This is a genomic window from Zunongwangia pacifica, assembly GCF_023499215.1.
Classification (GTDB): domain Bacteria; phylum Bacteroidota; class Bacteroidia; order Flavobacteriales; family Flavobacteriaceae; genus Zunongwangia; species Zunongwangia pacifica.
Window position 1 is genome coordinate 65303 of sequence record NZ_JAKHSK010000017.1, and the last position, 22920, is coordinate 88222.

Sequence of the window (22920 nt, forward strand, 5' to 3'; positions counted from 1 at the left end):
AATGAATTCATCTTGACATTTTAAGTTTATAAAATTTCTTTAGTCCGATGACTATAAATGCGAGAAAGTTAAATCCCTTCCAGCTTGTTATTGTTGTATCAAAACGGTTTAAAAGAGAACGAAAACCATCCATCCAAGCGTTGGTACGTTCAACTGAATAGCGCTCTTTATATAATTTTTCATCAAAGTAATGGTCGGCATCTGCATTACCATTACGCCTGTTCGGGCAAATATTGGCTATTATTCCCTTGTTCTCACATTTATCCCTTAATTTTTGACTGTCAAAACCCGCATCTGCATTGATGAAAAGTCCATCCACACTAATTTCGGCCTGCTCCAATGTACCCAACACTTCTTCAAAGCTGACCTCTATGTCAAACAAATCATTGTGGTTTCCCGATACCGGTTCGGACATGGCTAACGGCAGCCCTTGCATGTCCGTTAAATATAGTGCATTGGTGGTTTTTCGCTTTTTCCTGCCTTGGTAACCTACCTGCTGGCCACCTTTTAATGCCGTGGTATGGCTACCATCCAGATCGCCGCTCGATAGGTCAATATTTGACTTGTTATTTTTTAAGGTTTGTATCCAACAGGATTTCCAAACATCTTGAAGGCACCACTTTCGATAATGGCCAAAAACAGTTTTATAGTGCAGTTTTTCATTACAGAACAAACTTTCGACCGGTAAATATTCCCATTGCACCCCTGTCTTTAGCTTATATAAAATTGCATTAATGATTTCATATAGAGGTACCCTGGGTTTGAAACCCCTTTTTGTTACCGGTAAATAGGGAACTATTTCTAATTCTATCATATCTTTGTCTAGTACTTTGTACACGGGGTTGTATGTTTATGTTTCGCAACACAAATATCTACAACCCTTTTTTTTTTCTAAAAGATAAGTCAAGATGAATTCAATAATAAATTTTACCATACTGAGATAGAACATCTTTAGGTAAACCCTTGAATTTGAAATAGAAATCATTAATAAATTTAATACGCATAACATTTTTAAAAAACTTATTTTTTATCAGGAAAGCTAATTTTGAAGGTTGATTTAATTGAAATTTATTATACTCTAATTTCTTTTTGGTTTGGTGAAATTTCACCTCATCCATCCAATCCTCATAAACATTTCCCATATGGTAGGCATAATTTTTAAAGGTTGTAAGTTTCCATAAACCCTTATTTTGTGCAGCTACATCTAATAAACGTTCACTATTGCTTCCCATTTTTGCCGGTATATATTTTTTTATTTCGCTTAAAACTTCTTTTCTATATGTTGCTACAAAATGACTTGAACCAATACAGGCTTTCACATCGTTCTTTTCTATCCCTAGAATATATTGCAAGTAATAATGATCTTCTTTCATATTCCAACCAATACTTTGATAGAATTGTTGCATCACTTTAGGTTCAGCCACCTTTACAAACCGCATTTCTTTATTAAAGAAATTATCGAATATTACATTTGTACAATAATTGGAATACATATTAAATTGGGGAACAATCCCCACCATTCCCGCTTTTGGAAACGTATTGAAAACCTTAATCGTTTCATGCTGCCAACCTGACAAAAACATAGTATCAGCATCAGATATAGTAACTAAATCAAAATCATGACCTACTAAGCCTTTATATATCGCATTTAATTTACCAATATTGGAGGTATTGATAAGCTCCTGAATCTTATTCTCTTCTTTTAAAATTGAAAGGTATTTTTCTACCTCATTACAACTGCCGTTATTTACAATAGAAATATAGGTCTGTTCCAGATCTACTGTTTCAAAAATCGATTGAAGACACTTTTTAAAGATCGTAAAGGCGTCTTTGAAATACTCTTTTAGATGGGGAATATAAACCGGAATTATGATCTGATGCATAAACCTTATATCAGAGACAACGCTATCTTTATTAGGATTGTATCCTTCTCTCATAATAATTAATTACAACAGTCTAAAAGCTCTAGGTATTGCTTTTCTACAATTTTCATTCTGTAACTAGCTTTATATCTCTCTCTATTATAATTCGCAGCTTCATAAATTTCATCTTTAGTTGCAAACAAAGCTTTATTAATTGCATTGTTTAAACTATCATTATTAAACCAAAATTGATTTTCAGTAATTCTCTCTGGCATTGCTCCTATTTTTGGAGATATTATAACTCTCCCTGCCGCCATAGATTCTATTCCAGTATATGGCCCAGTTTCTTCACTCGAATATGGAATAATTACAAAGCTACATTTTTTAAAATACGCTAATAATTCATCATTTTCTATATGCCCTAAGAATCTAACCCGAGAATTATTAGAAGCTATTTTTTTTAATTCGTTTAATTTAGGCCCACTACCAGCGATAAACAAGGTAGAATCTTTATTAGGCATTTCTAAAAATGCTTTAATCACTAAATCAACCCTTTTTTCTTTTGAAAGCCTTGATATGCATAAAAAATTTATTGGTTTTAAAACTGTGTATGAAATAGGTATTTCAAGTAAAGATTTTTCTTGAATAGCACATTGGTCAATTATATGAATGATAGGCTCATCAATCACTTCACGTATCGGAAAAGAATTCGATTCCGAATGAAAAACAAAAACATTAATCAATCTTAATAATTCCGCGTTTTTACTTGCTTGTAAAATATCAATTTTGCCTGTGGCGCGAAAAATAATTTTTTTATTTAATCTACTTGCTTCTTTAACTATATAAGATAAAAATTCTGAGGATAACTGTGCACAGATAAAAATTATATCTGCTTTATCAATTTCTTTTTGAATTACATTTTTTTTATGATATTCTAAGTTTAATATTTTTTTATTAAACTTAGAAGATATGTAATTTAATTTATCCTTTTTTCCGAAATTTTTTAAATAGGATATATAAGTACCTAACTTTAAAAAAAACCGTTCTTTATAAAGAAGGTTATTAATTGAATCTATTTTGTTTGCTGAAATAAATTTATATACCGAAGATTTTTGTGTTAATATCCCCGTAGACAAAATTCTGATATCAAAATATTCACGATAACAATTAGCTATAAAACTTACTTCTAGTTCCCTACCCCCTACATCATTAAAGGGACCTATAAATAGAATTTTATTATTAGATTTTTGATACTCCATACTTCATTAAATCTAACTTGTTTTCACATAAAATCCACTTTACAATCAATCTTTTAAAAATTAATGGAAATTTAAAATAGGTTATTTCTCTTGAATATAGAAGTAAGTTTAAATATGCTTTAAAAAGAAATAAATTTAAATAATTTGAGGACATATCCTTTAAATAGAATTCTATCAAATTCCAACTTTTGAGTAACAGCAACAAATCCTTTTTAGTTTTAATCGAGCTTGTATTAAATGTATGAATTCTGTAAGCAGATAATAAATTATTATCCATATAAAGAGATATTCTCTTCTCCAAAAAACTAAAAAAAAACACGGCATCATCATTGGGCGAATCGATCCACTTTTTATTTTTCAACAATTGTTTTGAAACTAACCAAGATGAAGTTGACAAATATCCTCCTTCGATTGCCAATCGCCTAATTAGCTCGTCACCATCAATAACTTTATTATCAAAAAATATTTTATATGGAAAGCTATAAAATTCCCTTATATCTTTATTAAATTTCTTCCACTTTGATATTACCAGGCTTAGGTTATATTTTTTTGCTATTTCAATTTGATGTTCTAGTTTATTAGGATAAAGATAATCGTCATAATCTAAAAACTGAATAAAATCTCCTCTACTTTTTATTAATGCTTCATTTCTAGCATTATGACGCCCTAGCTTTGTTTTCAAATAATAAATTCTCTTATCTCTAATACCTAAAAAATTTCTACATTCCTGTATGCTTAATTCACCATTACAAGCTATTAAAATTTCTAAAAATTGATAGGATTGATTAATGGCACTTAGAACACATTCGTGTAAATAATTTGTTAGTTTATGGACAGGTATAATAATAGAGACAAGCATCTTATTTATTAAGCAGTTTTAACCTTTTAAAATTTTTTCAGTCTGACTTGTGCTAGATTCCTTAACTTATAAATGTTATAAGATATTCTTGCACCTAAAACTCTTTTTATTAAATATTTCAATCTATATTTTTTATTTTCCTTATCGGTTAATAGAATTTCTTCCCAAAAATTTAAATATTTACTAACATTCTTAGAAACATCTAATTCTTTCTCTGCAAACTCCCTTAATAAGTATCCATCACTAGGATTATACTTATTAAACTCAAGATACAATTCCTTTTTAGATATTTTTTTTTTAAAATATCTACCTGAACAATTATTTATTAAGCTTAAACCCAAATTTTCTAATACATAACCATCTCCAAACTCTGGAAAGTAAGACCTATTATCATAAATAATCACTGGTCGACCACAAGCCATTGCTTCATAAGCACTACGTCCTAATCCAATCACCAAATCTGAATCATTAATCATATTTTCAATTTCCCAGATGGGATTTTCATTTTTATTATATCCTAAAAATCTGAAGCCATGATCTTCACATACTTCTTTAATGAATAGATTTGCTTTATCCGATTGACATAGGCTAAGAATAGTTTTCAACTTTTTCGAAACAGGTTTAAATTCTCGAAACCTATTTAAATTTATGCCGTTATAAATTAATTTCACCGGTTTACCTATTTTACCTATATGATCCAAAACCTCTTGGGAAATTGCAACATAAGCATCACTTAAAAATGAAGGTTGCTCTAAACTCGGAAATATTCCGTGACAAGTTTGAATTATAAAACCAAGTCCATATAATTTTTCTACAATAGTATTATGATTGGCTAAAATTAAATCATATTTATTTCTCGATAAAAAATTAACGCCTAATTCATTTTCTATTTTATTAGATACAATTCCTTTTTCAAAAGTGAAATACTCAACTTCGATATTTGATCTTCCTTTTAGTTCTTCAATTAACGCATAAGTAAATGTTACAGACCCTCCTAACCTATTTAAGTGACTTGTTGCTACTAAAATATTTAAAACAGACATATATTAATTCCAAGAATTAAAAAATAAAATTTCTTCATTTAAATTGTTTTCAAGATAAATAATCCTATCATTTTCTAATTCGTTTAGATAAGATTTTGCCTCTCCCTTCCTAAAAACACCACTAATTCCAATTTTAGATTTTTTAAAATTTTCATCAATAATTTTATTTGTTGTTGATAAATCTAGATTAAACTTTATAAAAAGACTATTAAGATTTTTTTCAGTGTTGGACAATAAATCTTCATATCGAACAATATGGGCTGTGTTTTTATTATCACATAATTCAATTAAATTTTTATAATATTCTTTTACTAAACTAATAGATGAATCAATATCAAAATTTTTAAAAACTCTCATTTCTGACATCAATATAGAATTTACAATGGCAATCGGATGTCTAAGAATAATTATATTAGAAGATTTAGGAAAATCTGTAATAATTTTTTTGTGGATTAAGGTATGAAAAGGTGTTTTTTCTATTATCAGATTATTAGGAAAACGCCTAGCAAATTTTTTAATTTCTTTAGCTGCTTGCTTTGGTTTCCGAAAATATATCCCAGATTCGCTTGTCTCATATACATTATTAGTATTTGATTTTTTTTGCAATAAGAAGGGCTTAACTTGTTCGTGAGATTCTAACAAAGACCATAGCCATGTGGTTCCACCTCTCGCACAACCAAATATGAAAGCTATATTATGTGGTTCAGGTTTTTTAATTTTATTTAAAAACATTGTTAATCAAATAAAAAATCGTTATTTACTAATACTCCATCTTTACTAACCTGCTCTTTACCCGTATTGAAAAAATCTCCTCCTATTACTTCAAAATTAAAGACATTTTCAATATCATCTTCAATACCTTCAGAAGAAAAACATGTTAAATGGATAGAATAATTACCATTTGGTAAAGGAAATTTTGGAATAACACATTTTATTACTCCTGATTCTTTTCGATCGAATGTTACTTCCGAAGAAGAAAATTTATTATTACATAAAAACCTTACCACTCCTTTATTATCAACAAATAACAGACGAATAGCCACAGCATAAAGTTTAGTTTTATTTTGATAATTTATATTAAACACATATTGTTCTCCTGAAAGTAAAGACTTTACCAGTTGCTTTTTATTATCTACACAACTAATTTGAGTAAACTTAAAAGATTTTTTTCCTTTTCTATCATTTCTATCAGCTAACTTTTTTTCCTTTTTTTTATTTTTCTTCCCTAAATAAATATTTATACCTTCATTTACATCTCCAATAAAATTTGCAAAACCATTTTCTAAAACTAAGGACTTAGTACAAAGCTGTTTAATAGATCCCATATTATGACTCACAAACAACACCGTTCTTCCTTCACCGGTAGAGAGATCCTGCATTTTGCCAATCGCTTTTTTTTGAAACTCGGCATCTCCAACGGCTAAAACCTCATCAACAACCAAAATTTCGGGTTCTAAATGTGCAGCGACTGCAAACCCCAAACGCACACGCATCCCGCTACTATATCTTTTTACCGGCGTATCGATATACATTTCGCAACCGGAAAACGCTATAATTTCATCGATTTTAGATCTAATTTCGGTTTTAGTCATGCCTAAAATTGCACCATTCAAGAATATATTTTCTCTTCCGGTTAATTCCGGATGAAAACCCGTTCCCACTTCCAATAAAGAAGCGATACGTCCTCTGGTTTTTATACTTCCCGTGGTTGGAGCGGTTATTCTGGACAACAACTTTAATAAAGTAGATTTTCCGGCGCCATTTTTGCCAATAATACCTAAAACCTCCCCCGGTTTTACTTCAAAATTAATATCACGTAACGCCCAAACATAATCTTCGCTGGCTTTTGCTGACCGATCGTTCACGGCACCTACTTTTAAATACGGATCTTCTTTTCCCCGTATTTGATGCCACCATCTGTTGAGGTCGTGACTCAACGTACCTGTACCAACCGTTCCTAAACGGTATTGTTTCGAAATATTTTCAGCTTTTAATATCACGCTCATTATACCGTATCTATAAAATTCTTTTCCGTTTTATTAAAAATAAGCAAGCCCAGTATAAAAATAAATATACTCACCGCGATAGTATATAAAAGTCCTAAGCTAGTATACACGCCTTCATCTAAAATCATATATCGAAAGCCTTCAATAATTTGGGTTAACGGATTCATCTTTACCAACCAGGCCAATTTGGGCATCTTCTCTTCTACCTGACTTACAGGGTAGGGTACAGCAGAAACATAAACCAACAACGAAGTCGCAAAACCAATAAGTACTGTTAAATCTCGATATTTTGTGGTCATTGCTGAAATGATCATTCCAAAACCTAAGCCCATCAATGCCATTAACAACACATATACAGGAAATAATAAAATATTTGTATTTGGGGATATACTAAATCCTTGCCACAGAAAATAAGCGTAAAAAATGATTAAAATCAATAACTGAATTCCAAATTTCACCAAGCCTGCAATGACTTTACTCATGGGCATGATCACCCTGGGAAAATAGACCTTCCCAAATAAAGCGGCGTTTTGATTAAAGGTATTTGAAGTACTGGAGAAACATTCGTTAAAATAATTCCATGCAGTTATTCCGGTTAAATTAAATAAAAAACTAGGGACTTCACCGGTTGGTATATTTGCAATATTATTAAAAACCAGTGTATAAATTACCGAGGTAAACAAAGGTTGAATAAAGAACCAAAGCGGACCTAAGATCGTTTGCTTATAAACTGTTGTGATATCTCGCTTAACAAACAAAACTAATAAATCCCTGTAGCGCCAAATTTCTTTAAAATTCAGGTCGATTAGTTTCCGTTTAGGACTAATTTCATATAACCAGTTGTCTTCTGTATGATTCATGAATTTCTTTAGAGGCTTTACAGTCTGTTTATTGTTTGGTTTATTAAAAAGTCTTGTTTGTATCTTGAATGGAGATTCCCTTATTCACGTTAAAAAGATCTAAATTTTATAAAGATTATTTTTTATTTCCATATATAATTACTCTGGCGAATAAAGGATATAATAATGGGATTTTAGAAACAAAGATATCTAGGTTAGACGCTAATTTATTGATCCAATTATCATAATTTTTATCTCCATAAACTTTTAAAGAAATAACTCCAAAAATAACGCTAAAGAAATCGAAAAAGTAATGATTAAATGTAAATTTCTCTTTTACGATTTTAAAGTCTTTCGATACTAAAGCATGTTCATCTGGCGTCCTTTCTTGCGGATTCAACTTCCTGTAAATCTTGTATAAAGAATTCATATTTAAAGGTTCTAAAAAAATGATTTTCCCACCAGGCTTTAATACTCTGTGAATATGGGTGATTGACTTTTCTATATCTAAATGATGAAGTATTGCGCCCCCAAAAACAATATCAAAAGATTCATCTTCAAAAGTTAAATCATTGGCATCCATCAAATAATGGTTTACCGGAAAATCTCTCGAAATCGCATGCTTTTTGCCATTTTCTAATTCTTGTTCAGAAATATTTATACAAGTTAAACTTTTAGGTTTGGTAGATTTATCAAACCAGGCCGCCCAGGTATAAGAACCAATTTCCAAGACATCCTTATTATCAAAGTCTAAAAGTAATTTATTGATGATCTTTTTCTCTCGCTTATAAGAATAAAAAAAAGCATGCCTTCTAAGCTTTTTTATTTTAGTACGATCTAATTTGCCCTCGTTCCAGTAATCTCTTTCGGTCTGGTTTATTTCTTCTCTTGTTCTCGCTTTCATAATATTAGATATCCACTAATAGCTTATTTTACTCAAACTTCCGCATCAATTTCCTCCAGGATTTTTTTAGCTGTGATACTGTTGAAGCGGCTTCTCCATAACCATTATTATAACGATTATAGCCGTAACCATAACCATAGCCGTAACCATAACCGTAGCCATAACCATAGCCATACTTTGCCCTATGCACAAAATGGTTCAATACAAAACTGATATTTTTTATCTCTCCTTTGGCGTATTTTTGGTTAATCGATTCAAGCATTCCCCGTTTCGTATAATCCTGTCTAACCATATAGATGGTAGCATCTGTATACTTCACTAAATTTAGGGCATCGGCTACTAAACCTATAGGCGGCGTATCTAAAATAATATAATCATAGGTTTCTCGAAGTTCCTTTATCAGTACTTCCATCTGGTCATTCATTAATAATTCGGATGGATTAGGCGGTACAGGTCCTGCAGTAATAACATCTAAATGCGGAATTTTACTTTGCTGAATAATTTCTTTAGAAGTAGCATCCTGAATTAAATAATTACTTACACCAAAATCATTGTTTAATCCAAAATCATCAAAGATTTTCGGTTTCCGTAAATCCAGCCCAACCAGAATTGTTTTCCGCTCACTCATCGCAAATACCGTTGCCATATTCATCGCGCAAAATGTTTTCCCTTCCCCTGATACTGAAGAAGTAATCAGTAATGTTTTTGCACCTTCTACACCCTGCTTTTTATACATAAACTGTAAACTGGAACGCAGGCCTCTAAAACCTTCGGAAATGGATGACTTCGGACTTTCAAAAACCGCTAGGTTACTATCCATTTTACTTTTACCAATCATACCTAAAATAGGGATGGGAGATAATCGTTCTACCTCTTGCGCATTATGAATATTGGTGTTTAAGAAAACTAATAAAAATACAAAAGTTAAAGGAATAACACCTCCTACCATTACGGCCATTACATAATTTAGCTGTGTATTGGGTCCTATCTTTCCTCCTCCAATATCTTTTGCTTTATCAATAATAAGAACATCACTTACATTGGCTGCTTTTATCAGTCCGGCTTCATTTCGTTTTTCTAAAAAAAGATTATAGGTGCTTTCGCTAATATTATATTTACGTTGAATTTTGAGTAAATCCTGTTCCTCTTTTGGCAATTCCCGTATTTGCTTTTCTGCATTCACAATACGCCCATTTACATCCATAATCTCTTGTTCTAAAAGACCACGTGAACTATTTATATTTTCGAGTAACACTGACTTCACACTGTTTATCTGACGATCGATATCAGCAAAAATAGGGGCACCTTCTTTTAAGCTATACTGGTAATTACTACGTTCTTCAGCCAGTGTAATCAATCTGGCAACGGCCGATGAAATGCTTCCTTCACTTATACCAGCTACAGATGGTGCCGGGATATTAGAATAATCAGTCCGGGTTTCCAAATACGTCTTCAGCGTTCTGTAATACGACAACTGTCGTCCGATTTCTTCTTTTTTTGAGTCTAATTCCAGTAATTTCGAAGATAATTGTCGACTTTCAGCCGAAATATCTAAAATCTCATTATCGTTTTTATAAGAATTCAACTCATTTTCTACCAACCTTAATTCTCTGGACTTTACATTTAAACTACTATCGATAAAAGCTATAGTTTTAGTTGCAAAAAGGTTCTTTCGGGCAAGCATATTATCGCTAAGCACTTTTACAGAACCATTTAGATAATCAACTATTCTTGCCTTATTATTACCCGTTTGAGCCAATTGTAATACGGAAGCTCCATTAGATTCTGGTTTTACAGAAACATTCTTATATCTGGAAACTGCAGAGTCAAAATTTAAGAAACTGATATAAAATTTTTTACCCTGCTGTAGTGAATTGTCATTACGCCATATAATCGCATTCAGAAATGGGGTATTAATTTTTTCGCCAAACTGAAATTGCTTATTAAATTCAAATTCTGAAATACTTCTGCCTTCTTTTTCCTTTGATCCATAAGACTGAGCCGTGAAATTATTTGGAATGGAAGCCGAAATATTAAAATGCTCTTCATCTACAACCTGAATGGTATAGTTTACACCTATTGCCTGAAACTTACTTGTATCTGCAATAACATCAAAAGGGGTACTTCCGTAAGCATCTACTCTTTGATACTCACCGTCCTCTTTGTAATCTATATAAAATCCTAAACGTTCTACCACTTCTTCATTATGCGTTCTGGATCCTAAAATTGTTATAGCCGTATTTACTTTATCAGAGGTTCCTCCCCAGTTAAAAGTCAAACTGGTATTACTGGTAAAAAACGGATTTTGATCGTCTTTAATAGAAATTAAATTCTCTAAGCGATAAACCGGCAATTTACGTACATTATTGTAGTAGGCTACCGCTAAACTTACCGTAATAGAGAATAATATAAGCTTCCAGTAACTTATAACTTTAAGAACAAAGCCCTTAAAATCGAAAGTGGAACCTACGTCTGATATGTGATCATCTTCATGCGCCATCTAAAATCTTGTAAACAGTAATATGGATGTTGATATTAACGAAATTACAGTCCCTATGGTTCTAAAACTTTCTATTCCTGTAGTTCCGGCACCTAAAGATTTTTGTGGTAATGGATCTACAATAATCAAATCATTAGGTTGAATATAATAATACTCACTTTTTACGGCATCTAAATTTGTAAGATCGATATGATGTACCTCTTCACCATGCGGATATTGCCGTAAAATCTTAACATCTTCCCGGTTCCCGACATCATTTATTCCTCCTGCATTTGCAATAGCCTCCATAATGGTAACACGCTCTTTGTACAAAACATTACTACCGGCACCAATCTCTCCTATAGTGGTATAGCGTATCCCGGCCAATTTAACGGTAACAAAAATATTCGCTTCCTGCTTAAAATATTCAGATAAAAGTCGCTTTTCTATTTGCTCCCTAATCTCTTCAACCGTATACCCCATTACATTTACTTCGCCTAAAGTAGGTACCCTAATATTCCCATGTTCGTCTACAGAGAAACCATCATAGTACATTCTTTCTTCTCCAGTAGCATTAACATTCCCTTCATCTATAGGATTAAACATCCCTACAATATCCTGATCTAGTGCTTTTACGCGTATACTAAGAAGATCCCCAACCTGTAGACGATAGGGTTTATTTAAACGATGAACTTCAACAATACTATCAATACTGGCTTTCTCTTCCTGTAAATACGATAATTTTTTTGTAGAAATACATGAGGTCGACAATAATAAAAGCGAAAGCACTAAGAATACTAAATATCTCGGCATAGGGTATTTTGCAAATTTTTAACAAATATAATTCTTGCTGATTAATAATAAAATAATTAACATCAATCTCGATAATTTAACTTTATTTGCGGATAAACTGATCAATTGTGAATTACCTTTCTGTTGAAAATATTGCCAAGTCATACGGCGAACGCGTTTTATTTACTAATATCTCCTTCGGAATTAACGAAGGTCAAAAAGTTGGCTTTGTTGCCAAAAATGGTACCGGAAAAACTTCCTTATTAAATATTCTGGCCGGATTTGACACGCCAGATAAGGGAAACGTGGTGTATCGTAAAAACATCAAGACTGCGTTTTTACCGCAGGAACCAGACCTAAACCCTAATTTAACGGTAGAGCAAACCATCTTTTCTTCGGAAAATGAAACACTTGAAATTATAAAACGCTACGAAGCCGCGTTGGAAAACCCATCAGATACTGAAGCTTATCAAAAAGCATTTGAGGAAATGGAAGTGGCACAGGCCTGGGATTTTGAAACACAGTATAAACAAATCTTATTTCAGCTAAAACTGGAAGACTTACAAAAAGAAGTAAAAAACCTTTCCGGAGGGCAAAAAAAGCGACTGGCCTTAGCAACCATGCTTTTACAAAAACCTGATTTTATTATCATGGACGAGCCTACCAACCATCTAGATCTGGATATGATCGAATGGCTGGAAGAGTTTTTCAGAAAAGAAAATTTCACTATTTTCATGGTTACGCACGACCGCTATTTCCTGGAGCGTGTTTGTAACGAAATCGTAGAACTAGATGAAGGTCAGCTTTATACCTACAAAGGGAATTACTCCTATTATTTAGATAAAAAAGAATCCAGAATCGAACTGGAAAACACCAATACCGAAAAGGCAAAACAGCTTTTTAAGAAGGAATTGGACTGGATGCGTCGCCAGCCAAAGGCACGTACCACGAAATCCAAATCAAGAATCGACGATTTTCATGAAATAAAAGCAAGAGCTTCTAAACGACGTAAAGATCACGAGGTACAGCTCGAAATTAATATGGAACGCCTGGGTAGTAAAATGGTTGAGCTCCATAATATTTCTAAAAGTTTTGAGAATAAGACGCTTTTCGAAAATTTCGACTATAATTTTCAGAAAGGAGAACGCGCCGGGATTATTGGCAAGAACGGAACCGGAAAATCGACATTTCTAAACATTCTTACAGGGAAACTAAAACCTGATACCGGCAAGGTTGTGGTAGGAGAAACCATTAAATTCGGTTATTACACGCAAAATGGAATTGAGGTGAAGCCAGGCCAAAAAGTAATCGATGTAATTCGTGAATTTGGAGATTATATCCCCCTTAAAAAAGGCAAGCAAATTTCTGCGCAACAATTACTAGAGCGTTTTCTTTTCGACCGTAAAAAACAATACGATTTTGTAGAAAAACTTAGTGGGGGCGAGAAAAAACGACTGTACTTATGTACCGTTTTAATTCAGAATCCTAACTTTTTGATTTTAGATGAACCTACCAACGATTTGGATATCGTCACTTTAAACGTTTTGGAGAGTTTTCTTTTGGATTACCCAGGATGCCTACTTGTGGTATCTCACGATCGTTATTTTATGGATAAAATCGTAGACCACTTATTTGTTTTTCCCGGAAATCAACAAATTGAAGATTTCCCCGGAAATTATTCAGATTACCGTGCTTATGAAGGCAATACAGCTGTAGCAGAAGAAAAAAAGGAGTCTTCAGCAGAAAAAACAACTAAAAGTGACTGGAAGGACAACAGCACAGGAACAAAACTGAGTTACAACGAGCAAAAAGAATATCAAAAATTAGAAAAGGAAATCGCTAAACTCGAAAATAAAAAAGAGCAAGTTCAGCAAAAGTTTCTTGAAGAAATGAGCGGAGAAGAAATCGATAAAACTTCATTAGAACTTAAAGATATCGAACAACAAATCGAAACTAAAACCGAGCGCTGGTTCGAACTTATGGAAAAAATGGAAAGCTAGATAATAGGAATATGTTGAATGATGTATTTTGAATTAATTTGAAAATGAGTTGATGTTCGCTAAAAATCAAAATTGATTAATGATCATTGCTTATTGATCATTGAAACCGTAAACTACTAACTAAACATTGCACCAACTAAAAGCTTACATAAAATTCTTGTTTTCGTCGCAAAATCAACACGGATTGCATTCTCCTTTCGTGTACGATTTAGTGACCAATTGTTTTTACGACAAAAAAAAATATACGGAATATGCTAAAATCAGGAGTTATAAAGCATCGCTTTTAAATAACCAAACTGAAATTGAGGTAACCGATTTTGGTGCCGGTAGTCGTATTTTTAAAAACAGTAAAAGAAAGGTTTCTGAAATCGCTAAAGTAGCCGGAATCACTTCAAAAAAAGCAAAATTCTTATTCAGGATTACTCAATATCTTCAGTTGAAGAACTGTTTGGAACTTGGAACCAGCCTGGGAATCGCCTCTGCCGCTATTGCTTCCGCAGAAAAAACAAGATTGATAACGATTGAAGGCTGCACGCAAACTGCAAAGATCGCCCGGCAGCAATTCGATAAATTCGGTTTTAAAAATATTGATCTTAAGATTGGCGAATTTCAGCTCTATTTATCTGATTTCCCTAATTCGGCAAAATTCGATTTTATATATTTTGACGGAAATCATCAAAAAGACGCTACGCTTCAATATTTCGAAATGCTTCTACCCACAGCGCATAATGATTCAGTTTTTATTTTTGACGATATTCACCTTTCCGAAGAAATGGAAGAGGCATGGGAAGAAATTCAGCAACATCCAAAAGTTCAGGTTACCATCGACACTTTTCATCTAGGCCTGGTTTTCTTCCGCTCTGAACAGGCAAAACAAGATTTTAAAATTAGATTGTAACGCTATTGCTTTTACGAAATAACTTTATGTAAATAAATTGAATTACAAAGGCTAAAAAAAATAATTCTAATGCAGATTGTGGCACTCTAAATCTAAAACCTGAATACGTAATTATAGTAATACCAATAGTGGAAAAAATCAAAGCCAATGACAAACTCTTTGAGATTTTGTTTCTTAAAAAGAGAACGAAAATCATGGCTAAAAAACCTAAAACATGATAAACAACCCTCCCTTTTTCTAATACACCAGCTTTGCTATGTTCAGCTAAAGGATTGAACGCGCTTTTCAATTTTTTAAAAACTATTGGTAAAATTAATTCCTTATGAGTTTTAATAAAGTTTATCGTAGCATCTTTATATAACTGCATTTTTCCAACCTCATTGTTTTCATAATTTTCTTGTTTTTCGTAATGAAGTAGAACCAAAGTTTCATCAGCTAAATCTCCATTCACATTATTATGTTCTTTTAAGACATCTTTATTCCACCCCTTGGCCATTACTGCTCCCGTAGAAGTTGTTAGTAGTAGTGAGTCTGTTTCTAAAATAATTGTGTTTCTTACTACCCAAGCAAAAGGGATTATTAACACAATTAGTCCTCCCATAAAAAAATGCTTAAATGGTATTTGTTTAAAAGCGAAAAGAAAAAGAAATATTAAAAAGGGAAAAAACAGATAATAAGGATGGCAAATAGTGATTAAACCTCCTATTAAGGCAAGCGATAATATTATTTGATTTGATTTTAAATTTTCTTTTTTAGTAATAAAAAAAAGAAAAACTGTAAAAAGAAATAATGTTATAGGTTCAGAAAGAAAAACACGACTATAGATTTGCCAGCTTGGGCTTACCGCATATAAAAACACTGATATTACAATTGGCCAATAGTCAAAACAAAGATTTTTGAGAGTTCTAAAAAACAAAAAACAACCCAAAACATGCAATAAGATTTTAAATATTATAAGATAAGTCAGTTTAAATCCAAAAAGAAAAAATATAGAAGCTATAATATACGGCCAAAATGGTGGGCGCCAGGTGCTATATGTTTTAAAGGCATAATCTTTATCATTTATATCCCCTGACTTAAAGTCTTTTAATAATTCTCCATATTCTAAATCTAGATGCCCATAATTTCCAGTTTTCAAAACTGATACTGCGAGATGGACATAATCTAAGGCATCCCCATATGTTCTATATTTTTCTTTTTCAGCTACTCTAAAATTATAAATTAAAATACATAGAGTTAGAATAGCTAAAAAAAATGGAATTACTTTTTTAGCATTCATTACTTTGATATTGTATTATATTTCAACACACACCACAAAGCTCTAAAGCCATCTTTCCAATTTATTTTCTTTCCCTCTTTATATGTTCTTCCATAATAAGATATCCCAACCTCATATATTCGAACATCTGGCCATCTACTCATTTTAGCAGTAACTTCAGGTTCAAAACCAAATCGTTCTTCTTTAAGTTCCAAGCCCTTAAGAATATCTGCTCTAAATAATTTATAGCACGTTTCCATATCTGTAAGATTCAGATTGGTAAAAGCATTGCTTAAAAGGGTAAGAAATTTATTTCCTATTGTGTGCCAGAAAAACAATATACGATGAGCATTGCCCCCCATAAACCTAGAGCCATAAACTACATCTCCCTTTCCCTGCATTACAGGTTTCAGTAAGATATTAAATTCATTTGGATCATACTCCAAATCGGCATCCTGTACAATAATAAAATCTCCTTTACAATTTGCTATTCCCTTATGTAAAGCCGCTCCTTTACCTTTATTCATAGCTTGTTCGAGAAGGTTTATATTTACATTCCTGTTGTCTGCTATAAATGATTTAACCAGTTTCACCGTATTATCCGTGGAGCAATCATCTATAACTAAAATCTCTGTATTAATATTATAATCCAGCTTAAGATACTTAAGCTCATTTAACACTTCAATTATAGTATTCTCCTCATTATATGCAGGAACTAAAATGGATAAAGTTTTCAATTATTGAGAGATATCAAATTTTCGACTAAAATATAGAATTTATTTATTTAATGTAACAAAAACTAAATCCCTGCGTCATATCTTTAATAAACTGGTTTTCTATGAGCAAGAAGGTTATCGAAATTAGAAATATTATTCGAAATTTCCCTTTAGGACAGGAAATTGTAAAAGTGCTTAAAGGTATCGATCTGGATATCAATCGAGGTGAATATGTGGCCTTTATGGGACCTTCGGGATCAGGAAAATCCACTTTAATGAATTTATTGGGCTGCCTGGATACGCCAACCGGTGGTTCTTATATTCTAAACGGAAAGGACGTAAGTAAAATGACCGATAGCGAACTTGCTGAAGTGCGTAACAAAGAAATTGGTTTTGTTTTCCAAACATTTAACCTGCTGCCACGAACAACTGCTTTAGATAATGTAGCACTCCCCATGATTTACGCCGGTGCCTCTAAAGCCGATCGTAAAAAAAGAGCTGAAGAAGTTTTAAGGAATGTTGGGCTTGGTGATCGTATGGATCATAAACCCAATCAGCTTTCAGGAGGACAACGACAACGTGTAGCGGTTGGACGGGCTTTGGTCAATAAACCTTCGATTATTCTTGCCGATGAGCCAACAGGAAACCTGGATTCTAAAACTTCAGTAGAAATCATGAATCTTTTTGATGAAATTCATGCTGCAGGAAACACCGTAATTTTGGTAACTCACGAAGAAGATATTGCTGAACATGCCCACAGAGTTATACGTTTACGAGATGGAATTATTGAAAGTGATACCAGGAAAGAAGTAGTGAGTAGTGAGTAGTGAGTAAATCTTATAATATAAATCATTCCAAGCTAATTCTATAATATCTATCGAAACTTCTTACTTTCAAAAAACAACTCCTAAAAGCTTAAGGCTATTAGCTTTCTATAAAAACATTAACTTTGTAAGCATAACTTAGAATCTTAAGCTTGTGTTCGATCTAGATCAGGAAACCTATATTTATCTTATCATTATTGCAGTTGGATTGCTAGTATTTTCAATGGGCGCCAAACAGCGAAAAAAAAGAAAAAGCAAAAACCTGGATTTTCGCAGAAGATATCAGGCGCGCAAAAAAGAAGAAGAAAAAGAGAAAGAAACCAAATAAATGGTTATTTAACTTTGTAACTTCGCTTTTCTCAACGTTCTTCTGAAAAAATTACTGAATGAAAATTTATACAAAAACAGGAGACAAAGGCACTACCGCATTATTTGGTGGCACCCGCGTTCCCAAACATCATATACGTATAGAAAGTTACGGCACCGTAGACGAACTTAACGCCCATATCGGCCTTATTAGAGATCAAAAAATAGATAACATTACTGCAGAAGTTTTACTTGAAATTCAGCATAAACTTTTCACTATTGGCTCTATCCTCGCAACCGATCCAGAAAAAGCGACGCTAAAAAATGGCAAATCTCGCTTAAATATTCCGCGAATTTCTGAAGATGATATTCATTTACTGGAGACTGAAATGGATAGAATGAACGAAGAGCTTCCTGAAATGACCCATTTTGTACTTCCAGGCGGACATCAAAGTGTGTCATTCTGTCACATAGCCAGATGCGTTTGCAGGCGTGCAGAACGTTTAAGTACAGCTTTATACAATCAGGAAGCTTTTGACGAGGAAGTTTTAAAATACTTAAACCGACTCTCTGACTACCTCTTTGTACTGGCACGACTATTGACTAAACAACTGCAAGCTGAAGAAATTAAATGGATTCCTGAAAAATCCTAAAAATTCAGTAATGTAAAAGTAAAACGTCGCTGTATTTGCTAAGCTTTTGGCGCTTTTGCTTATGTTCTTAACAATATTGATTAAAAAGCAGACTTTTTTCTTGGGTATTTCAGTAAAAAAATTATTTTTGCAGAAATTAAAAACCCGATTAACTAATGTACTGGACTTTAGAATTAGCATCTTATTTAAGTGATGCACCATGGCCGGCCACCAAAGATGAGTTAATTGATTACGCCATTAGAACCGGAGCACCGTTAGAGGTTGTTGAAAACCTACAGGCCATTGAAGATGAAGGTGACTCTTATGATTCTATAGAAGAAATATGGCCGGATTATCCAACAGATGAAGATTATCTGTGGAATGAAGATGAATATTAAATTACATTTGTACACATAAAGTTAAAAGTCTCATTTATTAATGAGGCTTTTTTTTTTGCGTACCTTTGAACTCCTAATAATAGAAAAACTATGAGTTTTTTAGAATCTGTATTAAAAGTATTTGTTGGCGACAAATCCAAAAAGGACGTCAAAGAAATACAACCTATTGTAGATAAAATTAAAGCGCTCGAAGCAGATTTTGAGACATTGAGTTTGGACGAGCTTCGCGCGAAGACTACACAATTTAAATCAAAAATATCTGAGGCTTTAAAAGATGTAAATCAACAGATTGAAAATCTTGAAAAAGAAGCTGAAGAATCTGATGATATTACCCGTAAAGAAGATATCTATGCTGAAATCGACGGACTTAAAGATAAGGCCTACGAAATTTCAGAAAGTGTTTTAAATGAAATTTTACCTGAAGCTTTTGCCACCGTTAAAGAAACGGCAAAACGTTTTGCGACCAATCCTACTTTAGAGGTTACCGCATCTGCTTTTGATCGTGAGATCTCTGCTGAAAAGGATTATGTAAATCTTGAAGGTGATAAAGCCATCTGGAACAACTCCTGGGATGCAGCCGGGAAACCGGTAACCTGGGATATGGTTCACTACGATGTACAGCTAATTGGTGGTATAGCCATGCACCAGGGTAAAATTGCCGAGATGCAAACCGGGGAAGGTAAAACACTTGTGGCTACACTTCCTGTGTACCTTAACGCACTTACCGGGAGAGGGGTTCACCTGGTAACGGTTAACGATTATCTTGCAAAACGTGATAGTGCCTGGATGGCGCCCATATTCGAGTTCCATGGCCTAAGTGTAGATTGTATCGATTATCATCGTCCTAACTCGGCTTCCCGTAGAAAAGCTTATAATGCAGATATTACCTACGGAACCAATAACGAATTTGGTTTTGATTACTTAAGGGATAACATGTCGCATGCACCAGACGATCTGGTACAGCGCCCACATAATTATGCGATTGTCGATGAGGTCGATTCCGTTTTAATTGATGATGCCCGTACACCGCTTATTATTTCAGGTCCTATTCCTAAAGGAAACATACATGAATTTGATCAGTTAAAACCTGCAGTTGCCAATATCTATGAAATTCAGCGTAAAAAAGCTACAGAATTTCTTCAGGCAGCTAAAAAGTTAATTACCGAAGGTGATCAAAAAGAAGGCGGACTTCAACTGTTACGTGCTTACAGAGCACTTCCAAAGAATAAAGCCTTAATAAAATATTTAAGCCAGGAAGGTGTAAAACAAATCCTTCAAAAGACCGAAAATCATTACATGCAGGACAACAACCGCGAAATGCCAAAGGTTGATGCCGAATTGTATTTTACGATTGAAGAGAAAAATAACCAGATCGACCTTACCGATAAGGGTATCGAATATCTATCTGGACAGGATGATCCTAACTTCTTTGTATTGCCAGAAATTGGTATGGAAATCGCCAAAATCGAAAACGAAGGTCTTTCTAAAGAAGAAGAAGCAGAGAAAAAAGAAGAACTTTTCCGTGATTATAGCGTAAAAAGTGAACGTATTCACACGCTCCGCCAACTTTTAAAAGCTTACACCCTATTCGAAAAAGATACTGAATATGTGGTGATGGATAATAAGGTAAAGATCGTAGACGAGCAGACCGGTCGTATTATGGACGGTCGTCGTTATAGCGATGGGTTGCACCAGGCGATTGAAGCAAAAGAAAATGTAAAGATTGAAGATGCTACCCAAACTTTTGCCACAGTAACCCTTCAGAATTACTTTAGAATGTACCGTAAACTTTCGGGGATGACGGGTACGGCAGTTACTGAAGCTGGTGAGTTCTGGGAAATCTACAAACTGGATGTTGTCGAAATCCCAACCAACAGACCTATTGCCAGAAACGATAAAGACGATCTTGTTTATAAAACCAAACGTGAAAAATATAACGCGGTAATCGATCATGTAACCGATCTTTCTAAAGCAGGCAGACCGGTGCTAATTGGTACAACTTCTGTAGAAATTTCTGAGCTTTTAAGTAGGATGCTTAAACTTAGAAATGTGCCTCATAACGTATTAAACGCGAAATTACACAAAAAAGAGGCCGATATTGTTGCTGAAGCTGGTAAAGGTGGTGTGGTAACTATCGCAACCAATATGGCAGGTCGTGGTACCGATATTAAACTTTCTAAAGAAGTAAAAGAAGCCGGTGGTTTAGCCATTATTGGTACAGAGCGTCATGATTCCCGTCGTGTAGACCGCCAGTTAAGAGGTCGTGCCGGTAGACAGGGAGATCCGGGTAGTTCTCAGTTTTACGTATCTCTGGAAGATAACTTAATGCGTTTGTTTGGATCTGAAAGAATTGCCAAGCTTATGGACCGCATGGGACTAGAAGAAGGCGAAGTGATCCAGCACGGTATGATTTCTAAATCTATCGAAAGAGCACAGAAAAAAGTGGAAGAAAATAACTTTGGTATTCGTAAACGTCTGTTAGAATATGATGATGTAATGAATGCCCAACGTGAGGTGATCTATAAACGTCGTTACCACGCCTTGTTCGGGGAGCGTTTACGCGTAGACCTTGCGAATATGATTTTTGATATTTCTGAATTAATTTCTGAAACAAATAAACCTACCAACGATTATAAGAATTTCGAATTCGAATTAATTCGCTATTTCTCTATGAGCTCTCCAATTTCTGAAGCTGACTTCGGAAAAATGAATGCGCAAAAGATCACTGCTGAAGTTTACAAGGCAGCTTACGAGCATTATCGAGAAAAAGTGAAACATAGTGCTGCCAGAGCTTATCCAGTAATCGAGCAGGTTTACGAAGATGAAACAAATAACTTTGAGCGTATATCTGTTCCATTTTCTGATGGACAAAAAACGCTTCAGGTAGTTACCAATCTTGAGAAAGCTTACGAAAGCAAAGGCGAGCAGTTAATCAAGGATTTTGAGAAGAACATCACTTTGGCTATCATTGATGATGCATGGAAAACGCATCTTCGTAAAATGGACGAGTTAAAGCAAAGTGTTCAGTTAGCCGTACACGAGCAAAAAGATCCTTTATTAATTTACAAATTCGAAGCATTCGAACTATTTAAAGCGATGTTGGAAGATGTAAATCGCGATGTGATTGGTTTCTTATTTAAAGGAGAAATTCCTGAAGGGAATATGACCAATATTCACGAAGCCAGAAAACGCCGTCAGGAAAAAATTGAAGCTTCTAAGGAAGAAATTCAAAATCTAGATGAGCGTGCCGCACAAAGCCGTGCTGCAGGACAGGCTGCCAGTGGAGCACAGCAACCACAACGCCCTCAGGTAACAGAGACTATTGTACGCGAACAACCAAAAATTGGTCGTAACGATAAAGTGGTGATTAAACACGTTACCAAAGGTGAAAACAAAACCGTAAAATATAAGCAGGCCATTCCGCTAATCGAAAGTGGAGAATGGGTTGTAGTTAAAAAAGCCTAATAGTTTATTTATCGAATATTGAAAAGCTGTCTTTATCAAAAGGCAGCTTTTTTTATTTCATTTTTTGGTATTCGGTTCAAGGCTTAACATTGTATTATACCGTTTTCAAATCAGCTCATTTTCAAATTAATCCATTGACTAGTGAATTCATATAGTCCTTTTCATGATTCCTGAATCTTGCTTATCAAATCTCTTTTTTACTTCCCATAGCGAACCGATCTAAATTCTAACTTCTAAATCAAAAAGATCTCTCCATAAAGTCGAGATGAACTGTGTTTATATACAAGATAAATTTAAGTTATTTTCGGTGTAATAGGTTTTTTGTGTAGCAATAGCAAAGGCCTGCTTTAAAAGTTTGTTGACCACCGCTATCAAAGCCA

The 22920-nt window shown here is 33.7% G+C and carries 20 protein-coding genes; 7 read left to right on the plus strand and 13 right to left on the minus strand.

The window, feature by feature from the left end:
- Positions 1 to 7 precede the first annotated feature (7 nt).
- The 11 genes from L1967_RS12810 to L1967_RS12860 form a co-directional block, all read right to left on the minus strand.
- Complete coding sequence (locus tag L1967_RS12810; protein ID WP_249601973.1) at positions 8 to 814, minus strand: IS5 family transposase; 807 nt, start codon at positions 812 to 814, stop codon at positions 8 to 10.
- A gap of 100 nt (positions 815 to 914) precedes the next feature.
- Positions 915 to 1937 (minus strand): glycosyltransferase family 2 protein, encoded by a 1023-nt coding sequence (locus L1967_RS12815; protein WP_249601955.1) that lies wholly within the window; start codon positions 1935 to 1937, stop codon positions 915 to 917.
- 5 nt (positions 1938 to 1942) lie between these two features.
- Complete coding sequence (locus tag L1967_RS12820; RefSeq protein WP_249601956.1) at positions 1943 to 3121, minus strand: glycosyltransferase family 4 protein; 1179 nt, start codon at positions 3119 to 3121, stop codon at positions 1943 to 1945.
- Positions 3102 to 3980 carry a glycosyltransferase family 2 protein gene (locus tag L1967_RS12825; protein WP_249601957.1) on the minus strand — a complete coding sequence of 293 codons (879 nt, stop codon included), beginning with the start codon at positions 3978 to 3980 and terminating at the stop codon, positions 3102 to 3104. Before L1967_RS12825 ends, L1967_RS12820 begins: the two co-directional genes overlap by 20 nt.
- 26 nt (positions 3981 to 4006) lie before the next feature.
- On the minus strand, positions 4007 to 5023 hold the full coding sequence (locus tag L1967_RS12830) for a glycosyltransferase family protein (RefSeq protein WP_249601958.1): 1017 nt from the start codon (positions 5021 to 5023) through the stop codon (positions 4007 to 4009).
- 3 nt (positions 5024 to 5026) lie between these two features.
- Positions 5027 to 5755: a sulfotransferase family protein gene (locus L1967_RS12835; protein ID WP_249601959.1), complete on the minus strand. Its 729-nt coding sequence runs from the start codon at positions 5753 to 5755 to the stop codon at positions 5027 to 5029.
- Positions 5756 to 5757: 2 nt separating this feature from the next.
- Positions 5758 to 7029 carry an ABC transporter ATP-binding protein gene (locus L1967_RS12840; RefSeq protein WP_249601960.1) on the minus strand — a complete coding sequence of 424 codons (1272 nt, stop codon included), beginning with the start codon at positions 7027 to 7029 and terminating at the stop codon, positions 5758 to 5760.
- On the minus strand, positions 7029 to 7889 hold the full coding sequence (locus L1967_RS12845) for an ABC transporter permease (protein WP_249601961.1): 861 nt from the start codon (positions 7887 to 7889) through the stop codon (positions 7029 to 7031). Before L1967_RS12845 ends, L1967_RS12840 begins: the two co-directional genes overlap by 1 nt.
- Positions 7890 to 8004: 115 nt before the next feature.
- A complete protein-coding gene (locus L1967_RS12850; RefSeq protein ID WP_249601962.1) occupies positions 8005 to 8772 on the minus strand; it encodes a class I SAM-dependent methyltransferase in 768 nt (255 codons plus the stop codon).
- A gap of 28 nt (positions 8773 to 8800) precedes the next feature.
- Positions 8801 to 11272, minus strand: a complete 2472-nt coding sequence (locus tag L1967_RS12855) for a polysaccharide biosynthesis tyrosine autokinase (protein ID WP_249601963.1) — start codon at positions 11270 to 11272, stop codon at positions 8801 to 8803.
- Positions 11273 to 12064 (minus strand): polysaccharide biosynthesis/export family protein, encoded by a 792-nt coding sequence (locus L1967_RS12860; protein WP_249601964.1) that lies wholly within the window; start codon positions 12062 to 12064, stop codon positions 11273 to 11275. It abuts the gene before it with no gap.
- Positions 12065 to 12171: 107 nt separating this feature from the next.
- Here L1967_RS12860 and L1967_RS12865 point away from each other — a divergent pair, with 107 nt between their 5' ends.
- Both L1967_RS12865 and L1967_RS12870 read left to right on the plus strand, forming a co-directional pair.
- On the plus strand, positions 12172 to 14043 hold the full coding sequence (locus tag L1967_RS12865) for an ABC-F family ATP-binding cassette domain-containing protein (protein WP_249601965.1): 1872 nt from the start codon (positions 12172 to 12174) through the stop codon (positions 14041 to 14043).
- A 184-nt stretch (positions 14044 to 14227) separates the two neighbouring features.
- On the plus strand, positions 14228 to 14941 hold the full coding sequence (locus L1967_RS12870) for an O-methyltransferase (protein ID WP_420856418.1): 714 nt from the start codon (positions 14228 to 14230) through the stop codon (positions 14939 to 14941).
- On the opposite strand, the gene L1967_RS12875 is transcribed toward L1967_RS12870, so the two are convergent.
- Positions 14931 to 16220: a glycosyltransferase family 39 protein gene (locus tag L1967_RS12875; RefSeq protein WP_249601967.1), complete on the minus strand. Its 1290-nt coding sequence runs from the start codon at positions 16218 to 16220 to the stop codon at positions 14931 to 14933. The genes L1967_RS12870 and L1967_RS12875 overlap by 11 nt on opposite strands.
- Positions 16220 to 16936 carry a glycosyltransferase family 2 protein gene (locus tag L1967_RS12880; protein ID WP_249601968.1) on the minus strand — a complete coding sequence of 239 codons (717 nt, stop codon included), beginning with the start codon at positions 16934 to 16936 and terminating at the stop codon, positions 16220 to 16222. Before L1967_RS12880 ends, L1967_RS12875 begins: the two co-directional genes overlap by 1 nt.
- A 101-nt stretch (positions 16937 to 17037) precedes the next feature.
- Here L1967_RS12880 and L1967_RS12885 point away from each other — a divergent pair, with 101 nt between their 5' ends.
- The 5 genes from L1967_RS12885 to secA all read left to right on the plus strand — a co-directional run bounded on the left by L1967_RS12885 (position 17038) and on the right by secA (position 22540).
- Positions 17038 to 17742: an ABC transporter ATP-binding protein gene (locus tag L1967_RS12885; protein WP_249601969.1), complete on the plus strand. Its 705-nt coding sequence runs from the start codon at positions 17038 to 17040 to the stop codon at positions 17740 to 17742.
- Positions 17743 to 17893: 151 nt separating this feature from the next.
- Positions 17894 to 18067 (plus strand): hypothetical protein, encoded by a 174-nt coding sequence (locus L1967_RS12890; protein ID WP_249601970.1) that lies wholly within the window; start codon positions 17894 to 17896, stop codon positions 18065 to 18067.
- Between the two features lie 58 nt (positions 18068 to 18125).
- Complete coding sequence (locus tag L1967_RS12895) at positions 18126 to 18698, plus strand: cob(I)yrinic acid a,c-diamide adenosyltransferase (RefSeq protein WP_249601971.1); 573 nt, start codon at positions 18126 to 18128, stop codon at positions 18696 to 18698.
- 155 nt (positions 18699 to 18853) lie between these two features.
- On the plus strand, positions 18854 to 19075 hold the full coding sequence (locus L1967_RS12900) for a DUF2795 domain-containing protein (protein ID WP_008272287.1): 222 nt from the start codon (positions 18854 to 18856) through the stop codon (positions 19073 to 19075).
- A 90-nt stretch (positions 19076 to 19165) separates the two neighbouring features.
- Positions 19166 to 22540, plus strand: coding sequence for a preprotein translocase subunit SecA (gene secA / locus L1967_RS12905; protein WP_249601972.1), 3375 nt, complete (start codon positions 19166 to 19168; stop codon positions 22538 to 22540).
- Positions 22541 to 22920 lie beyond the last annotated feature (380 nt).